Origin of the sequence: Rhizobium sp. 768_B6_N1_8, from assembly GCF_051811225.1 — a bacterium.
Taxonomy (GTDB): Bacteria; Pseudomonadota; Alphaproteobacteria; order Rhizobiales; family Rhizobiaceae; genus Rhizobium.
Genome location: NZ_JBPWPV010000001.1, coordinates 2,002,065 through 2,017,516 on the forward strand (window position 1 = coordinate 2,002,065; position 15,452 = coordinate 2,017,516).

Here is a 15,452-nt window from a genome sequence, read left to right on the forward strand (position 1 = left end):
CCTAGTTCAGTAATGTGCGGCAGAGATCGACGAAATCATTCGCCCAGCCGGCAAAGAGCGCGAAGAGCAGGAGCCAGACGGCGAGCATGAAATGCGAATAGATGGCCGAGAGGTCGACGCTGAGCCGCAGCCTTTCCGGTTGAACGTCGGCTGAAAATGCCCTGACCGTCGTGTGCGTGAGCACGGCAAGCCCGCCCAGAATATGCAGGCCGTGCAGGCCGGTCAGCATGTAGAAGAAGCTGTTGGCGGGATTGTCGGCAAGCACATAGCCGGCTGCCGTAAGCTCCCGCCATGCCTGGATCTGCCCGACGAGAAAGAAGACCGCAAGCGCAAGGCCTGTCACAAGCGCCGGCCGCAGGCTTTCCAGGCGGCCGTGCCGGGCTTCGCGTTTGGCCCATTGCAGCGCGGCACTGCTCAAGGCGAGTGCTGCGGTGTTTACCCAGAGCAGGCGGGGAACCGGCATCCCCCACCAGTCGGCAGAGGCCATGCGCATGAAATAGGCGCTGACGGCAAGGCTGAAGATCGCGCCGACGACGCCGAGAAACACGAAGAGGCCGATCTTCACCGCCGGCACCGGCGGCCGGTCGACGCCATGACGATCCGGCAGTTGCACCGAGCCGGTTTCGAGCCACGGCTTCGAGGTCAGCCGCTGCCCGGCCAGCCACCAGATGATGATGGCGGCGATGGCGGCGAGGAAAAGCAGGATGACGTTCATGCCGGAACCTCGCGGGTGACGCCATCGCTTGCCGGCACATTCTGCGGGATGAAATCTTCCGCCGCGCCCGGCACGCTATAGTCATAGGCCCAGCGATAGACGACAGGCAGATCCTTGCCCCAGTTGCCGTGCGCAGGCGGCGTCTGCGGCGTCTGCCATTCGAGCGTCGTTGCCCGCCACGGATTGCCGCCTGCCTCACTGCCGCGGAAAAGGCTCCAGACCAGATTGAACAGGAAGACGATCTGTGCCGCCCCGACGATCAGCGCCATGACGGTGATGAAGATGTTCAGCGTATGGGCCGAAGGCGGAACGAAGGCCGTCTCCCCCATCTCGAAATAGCGGCGCGGCACGCCGAGCAGGCCGAGATAATGCATCGGAAAGAAGATGGCATAGGTGCCGAGGAAGGTGATCCAGAAGTGGATCTGGCCGAGCGTCTCGTCCAGCATGCGTCCCGTCACCTTCGGATACCAGTGATAGATCGCCCCGAAGATGACGAGGATCGGCGCGACCCCCATGACCATGTGGAAATGCGCGACGACGAACATCGTATCCGACAGCGGCACGTCGACGACGACGTTGCCGAGGAAGAGACCGGTGAGCCCGCCATTGACGAAGGTGACGATGAAGGCGAGCGCAAAGAGCATCGGCAGCGTCAGGTGGATGTCGCCGCGCCACAGCGTCAGCACCCAGTTATAGACCTTGATCGCCGTTGGGACGGCGATGATCAGCGTCGTGGTGGCGAAGAAGAAGCCGAAGGCCGGGTTCATGCCGCTGACATACATATGGTGGGCCCAGACGACGAAACTCAGCGCGCCGATGATGACGATCGCCCACACCATCATGCGGTAGCCGAAAATGTTCTTGCGCGCATGCGTGCTGATCAGGTCCGAAACGATGCCGAAGGCAGGCAGCGCCACGATATAGACCTCGGGATGGCCGAAGAACCAGAACAGGTGCTGGAAGAGGATCGGGCTACCGCCGCCATGCTGGAGCTGCGTGCCCATCTCGACGATGGCGGGCATGAAGAAGCTGGTGCCAAGCACGCGGTCGAAGAGCATCATGACGCAGGCGACGAAGAGCGCTGGAAAGGCGAGCAGCGCCATCACGGTCGCGGTGAAGATGCCCCAGACGGTGAGTGGCATCCGCATCAGCGTCATGCCGCGCGCCCGTCCCTGCAGCACCGTCACCACATAGTTCAGGCCGCCCATGGTGAAACCGATGATGAAGACGATCAGTGAGCTGAGCATCAGGAGGATGCCCCAGTCCTTGCCGCCTGGCGTGCCTGACAGAACCGACTGCGGCGGATAAAGCGTCCAGCCGGCCCCTGTCGGGCCGCCGGGGACGAAAAAGCCCGCGACCAGGATCAGCACCGCAAGCAGATAGATCCAGTAGCTCAGCATGTTCGCGTAGGGGAAGACCATGTCGCGCGCGCCGACCATCAGCGGAATGAGATAGTTGCCAAAACCGCCGAGGAAGAGCGCGGTCAGGAGATAGATCACCATGATCATGCCGTGCATGGTGATGAACTGGTAATAATGATCGGCATCGATGAAGGAGAGAGCGCCGGGAAAGGCGAGCTGAATCCGCATCAGCCAGGAGAGCACCAGCGCCACCAGGCCGATCGAGATGGCGGTGATCGAATATTGCACGGCGATGATCTTCGCATCCTGGCTGAACACATATTTGGTCCACCAGCTGTGCGGATGATAAAGCTCGACATCCTCGACTTCGGCGGAGGGGATGCTGCCGGATGGAATCTCGACCATGATCTCTCTTCCCTTTCCTTCCCGATGCGGCCTCCGGCCGTCTTCCGCCGGTTAACCGGCCGGCGGCATCCAACCCTCTTCGCCGGCTCAGTTTGCCGGCGGTGGATCTCCCGATGATGCCGTAAGCTGGGTGAATGTCTGCTGCTGATCGAGCCAGGTCTGATAGTCTGCGGCGTTGTCGACCACGACGGTCCCGCGCATCTGCGGATGGCCGACGCCGCAAAGTTCGGCACAGAGAATTTCGAAGGTTCCCGTCCGTGTCGGCGTAAGCCAGAAATAGGTGACCATGCCGGGGATCATGTCCATCTTGGCGCGGAATTCCGGCACGTAGAAATCGTGGAGCACATCGACGGAGCGCAGCAATATGTGCACCGGCTTGTCGATCGGCAGGTGCAGCTCGCCGCCCTCGATGATGACGTCGTCGAGGCCGCTTGCGTCGTTCTTGTCGAGGCCGAGTGAATTTTCGGCGGTGACATCGCGCGTCTCGGCGCGGCCGAGCTTTCCGTCAGCGCCCGGCAGGCGGAAGCTCCACAGCCATTGCTGGCTGACGACCTCCACCGATGCGGCATCTGGGGGCACCGTGATGAACTGTTTCCACACGATGAGGCCGGGCGCCAGCATGGCGGCGACGCCGACCGCCGTTCCCGAGGCGAGCAAGACTTCCAGCCTGCGGTTCTCGGGCTCGTAATGCGCCCGGTTGCCTGGCTTGTGCCGGAAGCGGAACACGCAATAGGCCATGAAGGAAATCACCGCCACGAAGACGATACCGGTGATCCAGAAGGTGATGACGAGCGTGCTGTCGATATAGCTCCAGTTGGACGCGATCGGCGTCCACCACCACGGGCTCAGCACATGAAACAGCACGGAGCCGACGACAACAAGGACGAGGATCAGCACGACAGCCATTTCCGCTCCTCCCTGAGCAGTCGACCGTGAAACCGTATTCCGCAAAAGTCCGTATTTATTATCGCACAGATAGAAAATATCGGCAATTACGGCGATTTAGGCAGGGGCCACATGGTCCGCGACCCGCCATTCGGAGTATTGCCGTCATCTGGAATCTTGCCCGTCATTTGGAATATTGCTTGAGATAGGCGATGAGATCGGTGATTTCCTGATCATCCTTGAGGCCGACGAAGGCCATTTTCGTGCCCTTCACCTTCACTCTCGGATTGTGCAGATAATCGCGCAGCGTCGCCTCGTCCCAGACGAGCCCGCCATCGCCGGCCGCCTTCATCGAAGCTGAATAAGCGAAATCGGGATGCGTCCCGGCCTTCCTGCCGAGCACCCCGTTCAGTGACGGACCGACCTTGTTCGTATCGGAATCGACGATATGACAGGTCGCGCATTTCTTGAAAACAACGGCACCCGCATTGGCATCGCCCTCCTGCGCCCCTGACTTACCAGGGGAAAGGGCAAACACGGATGCAGCGATCAGCAGAACAACACGGTAATCCACGGCAAACCTCATCCTCCTCAAGGTCGCCCAGCCACTCACACCTTCCGCTCACATTCGTGCGCAGATGGTGGTTGCTACGTCTCAAAGCTTAATCTTTCGCGGAAGCAAGTCAATCGGCTCCCCAATTCGGAGCTGGGGAACGGATGGGAAGGCCGAAACCATCAGGCTGAGTGACCCTGCCTGCGCACCGCGGCAATGGTCTTCTGCGCAAATATCTGGCCGGCATGCGGCAGAGCAGACAAAAGCAGTCTGTTCCGGCAGGATGGCCCATGGCAAACTCCACCGCAAGTGCCGGTGCAGGCGCATCGAACATGACGTCACTGGAGGCTGTCTTGCCACTGAACCGATTGGTGATCTACGCCGGCGATGTCGAGGAAACCGCCGCATTCTACGAGACATATTTCGGCTTCAAGCGCATGCGGCTGCCCGGCGACCGCATCGTCGAGCTGGTCGGGCAGGATGGCGGCGCCAATATCATGCTGCATCAGGCCGCCAAGGGGCAGCGCCGCGGCCAGTCCATCGTCAAGCTGGTCTTCGATGTCGAGAACGTCGAATCCTTCTGTGCCGAATGCGCCGGCAACGGCCTGACATTCGGGCCGATCCACAAGGCGGACGGCTATGTCTACGCCAATGCAAAAGACCCGTGTCAGAACTCGATCCAGGTTTCCAGCCGGGCCTTCCGGACCTGACATTGACCCGAAGCCTCGGGCCCCGCGCTTTCAGCCGCACAGCAGACTCAGGAGATCCTGCACGTGCCGATGAATGGCATCCGCACCCTCCTCTGCTGAGAGCGAGGTAACATCCAGGTTGAGCGTATTCGCATGCTCGGGATCGAGCACCTGCAGCGTCCGGCTGCGCTCCAGCGAGGCCTCGGCATTGACCGATTTCAGCCGCTCTCGCCGCTCCGGTATCGCCACCCGCCGCGCCAACTCCTCCGCCTCGCAAAGCAATCGCACCGGCACCAGCAATGCGCCCCGCCCTTCGGCAGCTTCGGCAATCTGCCGGAAGGTTCGGTGGCTGCGCTCATCGCCCTGAATGCCGGCATGGGTGAAGATGAAATTGGCTGACGGTGTGCTGAAAGCGACGATCGTATCCAGCACCGCCTGCCGCACCCTTCCCGTCTGCTCCCAGATAGCCTCTGGCAGCGGCTTTGTCAGATCGTGATCGAGAACGCCGAGGACCGGATTGTTGACCCAGTGATTGTCGATGATTTTTGCCGAAATGAGCGGGCTCAGCCGCTTGGCGATGGTGAGCTTGCCGGTACCGGGAAAGCCGATGAGCAGGAGGAAAATGCCGGTCATGAGAGCACAACTTCGATAATATTGCTTAAGCTATGCCGGCAATCTGACCGCTTGCACCACCGTCTGCAAGGGGCTTGAGCGAGCGCTTCAATTTCGAAGGGCTTGTTGTCAGTCGAGCCAATTTTCGATGTCGCGGGGACCGCAAACGACCGCCACCACGAAGATGCCATAAGGCATCGGGAAGCCGGCGGCCGGGCGCATTTCGAATACTGGATACCGACCGAAAAGATGGACAGCTTCAACGCCGCCATCGTCGGGACCATCGCAGTGACGCAGATCTTCCGGTAATCTCCGCCTATTTGCAGACGGCTCTTCCGCCCCTGCGCGACATCAGATCAAAATGGAAATGGTTCCAGTGCTCCGGATTATAGCCCGGGCCAAGTACCGTCGTGAAATAATTGCAACTGTCGCTGCGCACGGCCTTCAATAGGCGCCCTTCGCGGAAGGAGAACAGCCCCTTCTTGCGCACATCGATCTTGTGGCCGTTCTTCAGCACGAACTTGCCGACATCGATGGCATTGCCCTTCGCATGTTCCGAAATCGGATTGTATCTCTGGCGGCTGTTGTTCATGCGCCGGCAGGAATAGCCGCCGAGCGGCTCGATTGTCTGAATGCCGGTCCAGTAACGGAAGCGGGCCGATGGTGCGAGCTCGTTCTTCACCCATTTGGCGAAGGCGAGCGTCACCTGGCAATTCAGGATCACCGCCGGCTTGACGCCGATATTGCCGGAGAGGCCCTTCAGCGACACCGGGTATGGCACCTGGCAGGCCGGCCCGTTGGAGATCGGCGGGCGATCCTCGAAGATCACCCCCATGCGTTTCAGCTCGCGCCGGCAGGAGAGTTCCGAGGCCGGCATGGCGCCGGGATCGATGGGGGCTGCCGGCTCGCTCATCATGGGGTTGTTCGGCCGCAGCATGGCGACCTCTTCCGGCTCATCCTCCTCGGGCACGCGCGTCGGCGCCAGAACTGGGCTGCCGTCGCTCCAGGTCTGGGCACCATTGCCCCGAGCGACACGTACCGGCGCGCGGCTCATCTGCGCAGCCGCGACCGGTTGCGGCATGTTCCGCTGATTGATCTGCGTGGGATTTTCCGTGCCGATGCCGTCGACAACAGGTTCGGTGGCATTGCCCTCGGCGATCTGCTGCTGTTGCTCTTGCGCCAGGCCGACGACCGGCTGATTGCCCGGCCCTGCGCCGAGCTCCTCATCCATGTTGACGCCGCCCTGGGGAACGGCGAGCGGCTGCACGCCGCCCCAGTTGCCGTTGGATGCCTGTTGCTGACTCTGTTGCGCCAAGGCTTCATCGCTATCGATCATAGGCAAGCGTCGCTGCCCCCGCTGCGGCACGGCCATAGGCGCCGATTGCTGTGCCGGCGCGCGCATCTGCTGGCCCGTTCCGGCAAGGTTTGGCGTATCGAGATAATCGATCTGCCCCTGCGTATTGCCGACGGGCGCGCTGGCGACGGGATAGGGTTGCTGGCTCTGGACCGGAGCCATGCGCATCGCCCCGCCCCGCACCGGCGAAATGGAGCTGACACGCGTGCTGCTATCGACATTCTCAGGCGGCACCAACCCATCGCTGATCGAACAGGTCGTCAACGCCGTGGAAAGCAGGATTGGCAGGGCGGTACGCCGGAGAAGGGAAAGAAACGCCATACTTATCGCTTCCGCATGCGGCCTGTGATCGGAAAACCTCGATTCAAATTTAATTAAAAACGGTGAATGAAAGCTTTACGTGTGGAGATTGACTGATCGCGAGCGTTCGCACTCGTTAGAGAGGTATCTCCACACCGCAGGATTAAAACGTATCCCAGCACACAAGAGCTGTTGCCATGAGCCGGCCTGCTCTAGCTTTCCGGCAAACTTCGAGAGGCACAGACCCCTATGACCCCACCCGAGATCCGCATAGAAGATCTCCGCACGCTTGAAGAAGCCCTGCATCGGCCGGAGATACGTCGCTCCCGCGAAGCCTTGGAAGACTTGCTGGCAGATGGCTTTGGCGAATTCGGCGCATCGGGAACGGTTTATCGCCGCGACGTCATGATCGGGCTTCTGCTGCGGGAAGACGACAGCGCCGATAACGACGAACTGCATTCCGGCGACTATGCCTTGACGCCGATTTCGGCCGATGCTGCCCTGCTGACCTATCGTACCTGGCGCAGGCAGGCGGATGGCTCCGAGCGGCATGTGCTGCGCAGCTCCATCTGGAAACATGATGGACGGCGATGGCAGCTGCTCTTCCACCAGGGCACGCCGACCCGGCCGTAGCGTCGCAACTGATTGCCGATTGAGCTCTGGTGATCCGGCAAATGCTGGTCGTTGCTTTCGGACCTATTGGCATCTCAAGCCAGCACCATAACTACTGCACCAGGCGCCCGGTCCTTACTCTGGAAAGCAGCCGATGGAAGCAGCGGTAAGTAAACTGTTCGAGCGCTATGAACGCCTTTTCCGGCAGGCTCTCGCAGGCAAAGCCGATATGGATGAGGTCGCCTCCCTCTATGCCTCTGATGTCATCGCCGCCACGCCTGCCGGGGTCATTTCCGGCAAGAATGATGAAGAGCTCAAGCGGATGATGACACAGGGCTATGAGCACTATCGCTCCATCGGCACCAAGGAGATGACGCTTCGGCATGTTCGCCTCTCGCCAATCGACGAGAGCCACTATGTGGCGCATGTCGCCTGGAGGGCGACTTACGCCCGAAAGAACCAGCCGGACGCGAAAATCGACTTTGATGTGCACTACCTCGTGCAGCTTCTGCATGGAGAGGCGAAAGTCTTCGGCTGGGTTTCAGGCGATGAACAGGCGCTCTTGAAGCAACACGGTATTGGCTGACGCCTGGTGCCAGGCCTGATCTGCCTTCGGAGGAAAAACAAAGGGCCGCGCAATGCCGCGGCCCTTTCTCGTCAGATCGTCACCAGCCTATCAAGCAGCCCGGCCGTATCGCGCACCCTGCCCCGTCTGGTCGCGCAGGCGGAATTTCGACAATAGCGCCCGCAGCTGCTGGCTTTCCTCCGCGAGCGTCTGGCTCGCGGCTGTCGTTTCCTCGACCATCGCGGCGTTCTGCTGGGTCATCTGGTCCATGTGGTTGACGGAGGTGTTGATCTCATGCAGCCCGGTTGCCTGTTCGCGGGCGGCAGTCGCGATGGAGTCGACATGGGCGTTGACGCGGTTGACCAGCGCCACGATCTCGACCAGCGCGTCACCCGTGGAGCGCACCAGCGCCACGCCACCCTCGACTTCGGCTGCCGAGCTTGAAATCAGCGTCTTGATCTCCTTGGCCGCATTGGCCGAGCGTTGGGCAAGCTCGCGCACTTCCTGCGCCACGACGGCAAAACCGCGGCCGGCTTCGCCTGCACGCGCTGCTTCTACGCCGGCGTTAAGCGCCAGCAGGTTCGTCTGGAAGGCGATCTCGTCGATCACGCCGATGATCTGGTTGATGCGGCTCGAACTATCCTCGATGCGGCTCATGGCCGAGACGGCATTGCGAACGATCTCGCCGGATTTGCCGGCGCTCGTCTTCGTCTCCGCCACCATGCTGCGCGCCTCGTTGGCGCGCTCGGAGGCGGTGCGGACCGTCGCGGTGATCTCGTCGAGCGCTGCGGCGGTTTCCTCGAGCGCTGCGGCCTGCTGCTCAGTGCGCTTGGAAAGATTACCGGTCGCATCGCTGATGTCCCGGGCGCTGTCATTGACGATATGGCTGGATTCCGCGATCGCATGGATGACGCCGTTGAGCGCATCTACCGCCGCGTTGAAATCGGAGCGGAGCTTCGCATAATCATGGCCGAGATCGTCGATCGCGACCGTCAGGTCGCCGGCCGCAAGCCGCTCCAGGCCGGCGCCGAGCGCGTGCATCGCCGCCGTCTGGCGTTCTGAAGACGAGCGCAGGCTCGCCTCGTTGCCGCGCCGTTCGCTTTCGATCTCCCGCTGGCGCTCGTCTTCACGAACGCGCAGTTCGGCGCGCTCGGCAACGGAGTCGCGCAGCACAATCAGCGATTTCGCCATCTGGCCGATCTCGTCGCGCCGGTCGGCATCCGTGATATCGACCGAAGCATTCTCATCGGCAATCGCATTCATCGCCGCCTTCAGGCGCGCAACCGGCGCCGTCACGCTGCGCACGATCGCATAGGCGATGGCAAGGGTAACGAGCGCGCCGATGAGACCGACCACGGCCGTCCAGATCGCGTTCTGGCGATAGAGCGCTGCAAGGTCATCCGAATAGACGCCGGTGCCGACGATCCAACCCCAGGGCTGAAAGCCCGCCACATGCGAGTATTTCAGTACCGGCTGGTCGGCGCCCGGCTTCGGCCAGTAGTAATCCACGAAACCCTGCCCGCTCGCCTTCACCGTATTGACGAATTCGACGAACAGGAACTTGCCGTTCGGATCCTTGTTCTGCGTCAGGTCCGTGCCGTTGAGCTCGGGCTTGACCGGATGCATCACCATCGTCGGATGCATGTCATTGATCCAGAAATAGCCGGTGCCGCCGCCATAGCGCATGGAAGCGATCACTTCCTTGGCCGCCGTCTGCGCCTGCTCGCGGGTCATCGTGCCCGCCTGCTCCAGCTTGTAATATTTGTCGAAGATGGCAAGCGCCGTCGCATCCATCTGCGCCAGCCCGGCTTTACGCTCGGCTTCCAGCTCCCGATAGGAATAGTTGAGGAAGAAGATCATCGTCGCGGCAAGCACGGCAAGCGCGAAGGCGACGAGGCTGTAGAGGCGGGTTGAAATCCTGATGTTGCGCATGGGGTTCCGGCAGCTCTCATGTGTGACAATCATCAGATACTGATATGAGCCGCTTACCGGACGGTAAAACTTGATTAGAATGTGATCAAATAACGCTACGTGAGGCAATCGGGCGCAGCCCCGCTGCAAGATCAAGCATTTGAATTCGAACCGAATTTTAACGGTTGAGATTCTTCTGCAGCCGCCTGATATTTTTTACAGGCGTTGCGCAAACCTGTATTTTTGCGCCCTTTCCCACCGGCTGGCCTTTGCATTAGGGTGATTCCAGATGAATCACCGGCCAAACGGAGAGCCCCTGATGACCGATGCCGCCAAGCCGACAGGCGAACTGACGCTACGTACGCTCGCCATGCCCGGGGACGCCAATCCGGCCGGCGATATCTTCGGCGGCTGGGTCATGGCGCAGATGGACCTGGCAAGCGGCATCCGCGCCGCCGAGCGCGCCAGGGGCCGCGTGGTCACCGCGGCGGTGAAAGAAATGGCCTTCGAACTGCCGGTCAAGATCGGCGATACGCTGTCCATCTATACCGAGGTGGAGCGGGTCGGGCGCACTTCGATCACGCTGCGCGTGGAAGCCTGGGCGCACCGCTCGCGCTACAATCAGCAGGAAAAGGTCACCGCCGGCACCTTCATCATGGTGGCGCTCGACGAAGACGGCAAACCCAAGGTCGTTCCGCAGGAGTGAGATGATGCAGGCGGCCGCGACACCGGAAGTCTACGTCTACATCCGGACCGTGATGTCGATGGTGATCGGCCTCTCGCTCGCCCGCCTGCTGACTGGCCTCGGCGGCATCGTGCAGTCGCCCGGCAAGTTCAGGGTCTACTGGGTGCATCTCGGCTGGGTCGCCTCGATGTTCCTCTTCATCATCCATTTCTGGTGGTGGGAATATCGCCTGCAGTCGCTCGCCGTCATCTCCTTCGGCGTCTACCTGTTCCTCATCAGTTTCTGCTGCCTGTTCTTCTTCCTCTGCGTGCTGATCTTCCCGACGACGATCGAGGATTACGGTGGCTACGAGGAATATTTCATCTCGCGGCGCAGATGGTTCTTCGGCATGCTGGCCGTGACCTATGTGGTGGATTTTCTCGATACGCTGCTGAAGGGCAAGCCGTATCTGGCAGCACTCGGATGGGAATATCCGGCGCGCAATGCCGTCTATATCGTGCTGTGCATCGTGGCGGCCTGGACGGCGAACCGGCGGTTTCATGCGGTGTTCGTCAGCGCTGGCCTCATCTACCAGATCACGTGGATCTTCCGGCTGTATGATTTCATTTGAGGTGTTGAGCCCTCTGAATAGAAGGCCCCATCAAGCCCGCAAAAACTGCGACCCCTTGTCAAAACTCAGCCCCGGAAAGATCTTCCCCGTCAGATCCTCCGCCGATACATCGAACTGCCGGTAGAGCATCGCCGCCGCCAGCTCCCGCACATCCGCCGTCGGCATCAGGTCCCGGTCATCAAGCAGCGCACCATCGGCAAGCCCTGGCCATCTGCCGAGAATACGCCCGCCATCGACTGCCCCGCCCGCAAGCACCGCACAGCCACCCGTGCCGTGATCCGTCCCGCCCGAGCCGTTTTCACGCACGGTGCGGCCGAATTCCGTCATCGCAAGCACCACCGTCTTCGACCAGAGATCGGCACCCATCGTGGCTTTCAGCGTCGTGATCGCCTGCGCCAGATCCTGCACCGGCCGCTTGAACTGACCGAGCTGGCCGACATGCGTATCCCAGCCGGTAATCGAGAAGCTGGCGATGCGGTAATCGCCCTTCAGCATATTGCCGGCAAGAGCCGCCACATCGGTGATCTTCTCGCCGCGCTGCCCGGAGGGTTCGGCCATCATGGAGGCGCTATTTGCCCGCATCGCCTCGTCCATTGCTTTCGCGAAAGCCGGATCGCCGGCGTAAAGCCGCATCAGGAACTGCATCTCGTCCTTGGCCGGCCCGAGATTGGAATCCGACGCCCAGACATCGACATTGTTCGGCCCGGTCAGGATCAGCTCGGTGGAGGTGTTGACGTCGATCGCCTTCCTCGCATCCGAGCGCGGGATGACGGCAAGCGCCCGGTTCAGCCAGCCGGTCTTTTCCTCCGCCACATGTTCGCCGCCGGATTCCAGCATGTCCTGCCCATCGAAATGGCTGCGCTGGTCGCGATAGGGCGTGGAGACCGCATGCACGAAGGCAAGCTCTTTCGCCCTCCACAGCGGCATGAGATCGGCGGCCGCCGGATTGAGCCCGAAATGCCCGTCGAGATCGATGAGCCCCTTGTCCGGCGTCAGCGCCAAGGTCGGCCGCAGAGCCGCAAAGCCGGGCTCGGCATAGGGCTGCACCAGATCGAGCCCGTCCATCGCCCCGCGCAGCACGATCGTCACGAAGCGCTTGTCGCCGGGCATGGCCGCAAAAGTGACCGGTGTGAAGATCGGGGCTGCGGCGAGACAGCACGCGGAAGTGAGAAAGCCGCGGCGCGAAAGCGTAAACTCTGTCATGACAGGCTCCTATCGCCGGTTGAATTCGGGGGAAGCAAGAACCAAAGTCAGGCCGCTCACCCTGTTCGGCGCCTGCGAGACAACGCGGATCGTCTCGTCGCGGGCGGCGTCCGCAAGCGTCGCCTTCAGAAATTCGCGCGGATCGACATCCTTGCCGAACTGGGCGCTGGCGCGCCGCGCCCAGGACAGCCGCTCGGAAAGCTGGCTTGCGGTAATCCAGGCGGAAAAACTCTCCTCGAAGCCGGCCGGGCTCGGCGGCAGCCATGTCGGCTGGCCCATGCGGCGAAGAGCGCCCTGCCCGAGCGCGCGCGCCATCTGGAACGCCTTGCGCCGCTTGATACGCACCTCGTCTTCAGGGCTCGGCGGCGCCTGCATCATCGCTTGCCCGTCGGTAGCGGGCGCTGCATCCTTCTTCGGCATCGCCGTCATCTCGTCGTTGTCGGCATCGTCCTGCTGATAGGCCTGCATGAAGGCCGCAACATCGCCCGCCCCCGCGCCGCTGTTCAGCGCCCGCAGGCCCGTGACGATAAAATCGAAAGGCTGGCGCGCCTTGGCGCCCTCGTACGCCCAAGCGGCCGGATGGTCGAGCATGGCGCGGTAGACGGCGGGCAGTTCCCCATCCGTCTTCTTCCACGCCTCGCTCATGGCCCGGATCATCTCCTGCGGCGGCTGGTCAGAGATGAAATGCACCGCAAGTTTGCGGCAGATATGCTCGGCCGTCTTCGGATTGACTGCGAGATCGTCGAGCATCGCGAGATAATCCTTGCGCGTGCGCTTGGCCCCGCCATAGCTGACGCCGAGCACCTCATGTGCGCCGGGCTCCGAGATCTGCGGACGAAAAGCCGTCTCCATCGCCTGCTGGTCGACGGTCAGTCCGGTCAGCACCATCGCCGCCGAGCGCACATCGGCCTGCGTATAGCCGCTGCCCGCGCCGAGCGTATGCAGCTCCAGGAGCTCACGGCCGAGATTTTCGTTGAGCCCTTTGTTGCGTTGCATGCCGCCTTTGGAATCCGGGCCCAGCGACTGCGCCTGATCGAGATAGATCAGCATGGAGGGATGCTCGGTGGCGCTGCGCAGCAGCGTCGCAAACTTGGCTCCCATGTAAGGCCGGATCGCCTCGGCCTCGTAGAGCGGCACAATCAGCCGCATCGGCAGGCTTTTAGCAGCACTCGTGGAGAAATGATTAGTCCAGAAAGCGGCCAGCCGCTCGTTGAATCCATCGGGCGAAAGCACCGCCTGCATCAGCCGCGCATTGGCATCCATCTGGAAGAGCACCTGCGCCCGGCGCTGGAGAAGCCGACGCTGCTGCCGGCGATCGAGATCGTCGCCATCGGCCTGCCGGATCTGCTTCAGCCTGTCTTGCAGGTCGAGGATCGCAGTATGCCGCGCCTCGACGCCGCCCACGGGAAAGTCCGGCACGCCATTCGCGCCGCGCGTCACCTGCCCGATCAGATCATCCTTGGTCTGTGGCAAGGCCTCGCCCGGCCGCAGCCCGTAACCGAAACGGATCGCCGCCATCGTCGGAAAAGACAGGCTCATGACCGCTCACCTCCTCATCACCTGATGGTGACAAGGTCTCAGTCAATTGCGACGGCAAGGTGTAGGAAATGCGGCGATTTTCCGACATGGACGATTTGTAATCTATTGAAATCGTTGGATTCGAGGTGCCGGTTGGTCTACGCCGCTACTTGTGGGCGGGTTTGTCAATTGCCCCGTCGAACGGCGCCATTGATCGAATTTGTGAGTTGGCTCAGCAGCCCCGCGCGGCCGAGACCACCCGCGGGCTGGACATGTCGCGCGCCGGCTCGCCCTCGACCATCACCTTGTTGCGCCCGGCCTCCTTGGCGGCATAGAGCGCCTTGTCGGCCCGCGCGATCTGCTCATAGAGGGAATGATCGGCCGAATTGGCGCCGGCGACACCGAAGCTTGCGGTGATCTTGCCGTCGGAGCCGACCGGCTCGCCGTCGAAACCGATCGGCTTGCGGTCGACGGCAGCAAAGGCAAGCCGCACCCGGTTGGCGAAATCGGCAGCCGAAGCCAGCGGTGTTGCCGGCAGGAAGATCACGAATTCCTCGCCGCAGAACCGCGCCGCAAAGCCGCCCTCCGGCATCCGCGCCTGCAGCATCTCGGCAAAGGCGCGGATCACCTCGTCGCCGGGTCCGTGGCCAAACGTGTCGTTCACCCATTTGAAATTGTCGATGTCGCAGATGATGACGGCGCCTTCCGCCCTGCCGCGCTCCCCGACCATGCGGTCAAAGCCGCGCCGGTTCAGCATGCCGGTCATCGGATCGCGCTCTGCGGCATCGCGATGCGCGGCGATCGTATCGAGCGTCGTTGCCGCAAGTGCCGACAGCGCAAACATCAGCACCAGGATGGAAGCCGCCGCCTGCATGGTGAAGGCGTATTGCGACGAGATAAAATCCTCGTGGCCGCCATAGGATGGCACGATGAAGACGAAGACCACATTGCGGATGACGATATCGGCAATGACGAGGCCGGAGACGGCAAGCAACAGCTTGTCGGCTGCATGCCGCATGTGCCGCAGACTGGCGGCGACGGCAAAGCCGAGCAGAGCCACGCAGGCAAGATCATTCAGCAGGAACTCTGCCGGAATGCTGACGGCGACCAGCGCCGCATAGAGCATGCCCGCATACATCGCCCCGGCAAAGGCAAGACGCAGCCGGAAATAGGAAGGCCGTTTGAAACGGGCGAGCACGGCGCCTGAATAGAAAAGGAACGCGAGAAGGAACAAGGCATCGGCAATGGCCGAGGCGGTGCGCTCTTCAAGCAGGCTATCGAAAAGCGGAACGGAAAACGCGGCCGCAGAAAAAAGATAACCCGGCCCCCAAAGCTTCGCTTCCCGCGACCCGAACCGGGCGACGATCAGGAAAGTGCAGCCGAAAATCAGCATCATGACCGGCAGCAGGAAGGCGAAATTACTATCCATGACCCCTCGCGGCGGGACGCAATACAGAACCGGCGCTCGGACACG

16 protein-coding genes are annotated in these 15,452 nt (G+C 61.8%); 6 read left to right on the forward strand and 10 right to left on the reverse strand.

The features are described from left to right. Position 1: 1 nt before the first annotated feature. The 4 genes from AB8B33_RS10265 to AB8B33_RS10280 all read right to left on the reverse strand — a co-directional run bounded on the left by AB8B33_RS10265 (position 2) and on the right by AB8B33_RS10280 (position 3,940). Positions 2-715, reverse strand: coding sequence for a cytochrome c oxidase subunit 3 (locus AB8B33_RS10265; RefSeq protein WP_310387917.1), 714 nt, complete (start codon positions 713-715; stop codon positions 2-4). Further along, a complete protein-coding gene (gene ctaD / locus AB8B33_RS10270; RefSeq protein ID WP_439015275.1) occupies positions 712-2,481 on the reverse strand; it encodes a cytochrome c oxidase subunit I in 1,770 nt (589 codons plus the stop codon). The genes AB8B33_RS10265 and ctaD overlap by 4 nt, the downstream gene beginning before the upstream one ends. 87 nt (positions 2,482-2,568) lie before the next feature. Next, positions 2,569-3,387, reverse strand: coding sequence for a cytochrome c oxidase subunit II (locus AB8B33_RS10275; RefSeq protein ID WP_439015276.1), 819 nt, complete (start codon positions 3,385-3,387; stop codon positions 2,569-2,571). 163 nt (positions 3,388-3,550) lie between these two features. Next, the gene (locus AB8B33_RS10280) at positions 3,551-3,940 is read right to left on the reverse strand and encodes a c-type cytochrome (RefSeq protein ID WP_113186269.1); all 390 of its coding nucleotides are present in this window, start codon (positions 3,938-3,940) and stop codon (positions 3,551-3,553) included. A gap of 332 nt (positions 3,941-4,272) precedes the next feature. Here AB8B33_RS10280 and AB8B33_RS10285 point away from each other — a divergent pair, with 332 nt between their 5' ends. Further along, entirely contained in the window at positions 4,273-4,629 is a 357-nt protein-coding gene (locus AB8B33_RS10285; RefSeq protein WP_439017224.1) for a VOC family protein, read from the forward strand. A 30-nt stretch (positions 4,630-4,659) separates the two neighbouring features. Here AB8B33_RS10285 and AB8B33_RS10290 read toward each other — a convergent pair whose 3' ends face one another. Continuing rightward, a complete protein-coding gene (locus tag AB8B33_RS10290) occupies positions 4,660-5,241 on the reverse strand; it encodes a chloramphenicol phosphotransferase (protein WP_439015277.1) in 582 nt (193 codons plus the stop codon). Between the two features lie 105 nt (positions 5,242-5,346). Here AB8B33_RS10290 and AB8B33_RS10295 point away from each other — a divergent pair, with 105 nt between their 5' ends. Next, positions 5,347-5,529 carry a hypothetical protein gene (locus AB8B33_RS10295; protein WP_439015278.1) on the forward strand — a complete coding sequence of 61 codons (183 nt, stop codon included), beginning with the start codon at positions 5,347-5,349 and terminating at the stop codon, positions 5,527-5,529. 7 nt (positions 5,530-5,536) lie between these two features. Here AB8B33_RS10295 and AB8B33_RS10300 read toward each other — a convergent pair whose 3' ends face one another. Next, the gene (locus tag AB8B33_RS10300; RefSeq protein ID WP_439015279.1) at positions 5,537-6,895 is read right to left on the reverse strand and encodes an extensin-like domain-containing protein; all 1,359 of its coding nucleotides are present in this window, start codon (positions 6,893-6,895) and stop codon (positions 5,537-5,539) included. Positions 6,896-7,123: 228 nt separating this feature from the next. Between AB8B33_RS10300 and AB8B33_RS10305 the strand changes: the two genes are divergently transcribed. Beyond that, complete coding sequence (locus tag AB8B33_RS10305) at positions 7,124-7,507, forward strand: DUF4440 domain-containing protein (protein ID WP_439015280.1); 384 nt, start codon at positions 7,124-7,126, stop codon at positions 7,505-7,507. 133 nt (positions 7,508-7,640) lie between these two features. Further along, entirely contained in the window at positions 7,641-8,072 is a 432-nt protein-coding gene (locus AB8B33_RS10310) for a nuclear transport factor 2 family protein (RefSeq protein WP_439015281.1), read from the forward strand. 90 nt (positions 8,073-8,162) lie between these two features. On the opposite strand, the gene AB8B33_RS10315 is transcribed toward AB8B33_RS10310, so the two are convergent. Continuing rightward, positions 8,163-9,983: a methyl-accepting chemotaxis protein gene (locus AB8B33_RS10315; RefSeq protein ID WP_439015282.1), complete on the reverse strand. Its 1,821-nt coding sequence runs from the start codon at positions 9,981-9,983 to the stop codon at positions 8,163-8,165. A gap of 298 nt (positions 9,984-10,281) precedes the next feature. Here AB8B33_RS10315 and AB8B33_RS10320 point away from each other — a divergent pair, with 298 nt between their 5' ends. Together AB8B33_RS10320 and AB8B33_RS10325 are read left to right on the forward strand one after the other, a co-directional pair. Then, positions 10,282-10,668 carry an acyl-CoA thioesterase gene (locus AB8B33_RS10320; RefSeq protein ID WP_007816464.1) on the forward strand — a complete coding sequence of 129 codons (387 nt, stop codon included), beginning with the start codon at positions 10,282-10,284 and terminating at the stop codon, positions 10,666-10,668. 4 nt (positions 10,669-10,672) lie between these two features. Beyond that, positions 10,673-11,257, forward strand: a complete 585-nt coding sequence (locus AB8B33_RS10325) for a hypothetical protein (protein WP_113321586.1) — start codon at positions 10,673-10,675, stop codon at positions 11,255-11,257. A 30-nt stretch (positions 11,258-11,287) separates the two neighbouring features. Here the strand turns inward: AB8B33_RS10325 and AB8B33_RS10330 are convergent, their stop codons facing one another. From AB8B33_RS10330 to AB8B33_RS10340, 3 genes are all read right to left on the reverse strand, one after another. After that, the gene (locus AB8B33_RS10330; RefSeq protein WP_113321576.1) at positions 11,288-12,460 is read right to left on the reverse strand and encodes a DUF1501 domain-containing protein; all 1,173 of its coding nucleotides are present in this window, start codon (positions 12,458-12,460) and stop codon (positions 11,288-11,290) included. Positions 12,461-12,469: 9 nt separating this feature from the next. After that, positions 12,470-13,999, reverse strand: coding sequence for a DUF1800 domain-containing protein (locus tag AB8B33_RS10335; protein ID WP_439015283.1), 1,530 nt, complete (start codon positions 13,997-13,999; stop codon positions 12,470-12,472). A gap of 211 nt (positions 14,000-14,210) precedes the next feature. Further along, positions 14,211-15,407: a GGDEF domain-containing protein gene (locus AB8B33_RS10340; RefSeq protein ID WP_439015284.1), complete on the reverse strand. Its 1,197-nt coding sequence runs from the start codon at positions 15,405-15,407 to the stop codon at positions 14,211-14,213. Positions 15,408-15,452: the final 45 nt, after the last annotated feature.

Coding starts and splice junctions, on each gene's coding strand:
- AB8B33_RS10265 (WP_310387917.1), bottom strand. CDS start 715: ATGAACGTCATCCTGCTTTTCCTCGCCGCCATCGCCGCCATCATCATC.
- ctaD (WP_439015275.1), bottom strand. CDS start 2,481: ATGGTCGAGATTCCATCCGGCAGCATCCCCTCCGCCGAAGTCGAGGAT.
- AB8B33_RS10275 (WP_439015276.1), bottom strand. CDS start 3,387: ATGGCTGTCGTGCTGATCCTCGTCCTTGTTGTCGTCGGCTCCGTGCTG.
- AB8B33_RS10290 (WP_439015277.1), bottom strand. CDS start 5,241: ATGACCGGCATTTTCCTCCTGCTCATCGGCTTTCCCGGTACCGGCAAG.
- AB8B33_RS10300 (WP_439015279.1), bottom strand. CDS start 6,895: ATGGCGTTTCTTTCCCTTCTCCGGCGTACCGCCCTGCCAATCCTGCTT.
- AB8B33_RS10305 (WP_439015280.1), top strand. CDS start 7,124: ATGACCCCACCCGAGATCCGCATAGAAGATCTCCGCACGCTTGAAGAA.
- AB8B33_RS10310 (WP_439015281.1), top strand. CDS start 7,641: ATGGAAGCAGCGGTAAGTAAACTGTTCGAGCGCTATGAACGCCTTTTC.
- AB8B33_RS10315 (WP_439015282.1), bottom strand. CDS start 9,983: ATGCGCAACATCAGGATTTCAACCCGCCTCTACAGCCTCGTCGCCTTC.
- AB8B33_RS10320 (WP_007816464.1), top strand. CDS start 10,282: ATGACCGATGCCGCCAAGCCGACAGGCGAACTGACGCTACGTACGCTC.
- AB8B33_RS10325 (WP_113321586.1), top strand. CDS start 10,673: ATGCAGGCGGCCGCGACACCGGAAGTCTACGTCTACATCCGGACCGTG.
- AB8B33_RS10330 (WP_113321576.1), bottom strand. CDS start 12,460: ATGACAGAGTTTACGCTTTCGCGCCGCGGCTTTCTCACTTCCGCGTGC.
- AB8B33_RS10335 (WP_439015283.1), bottom strand. CDS start 13,999: ATGAGCCTGTCTTTTCCGACGATGGCGGCGATCCGTTTCGGTTACGGG.
- AB8B33_RS10340 (WP_439015284.1), bottom strand. CDS start 15,407: ATGGATAGTAATTTCGCCTTCCTGCTGCCGGTCATGATGCTGATTTTC.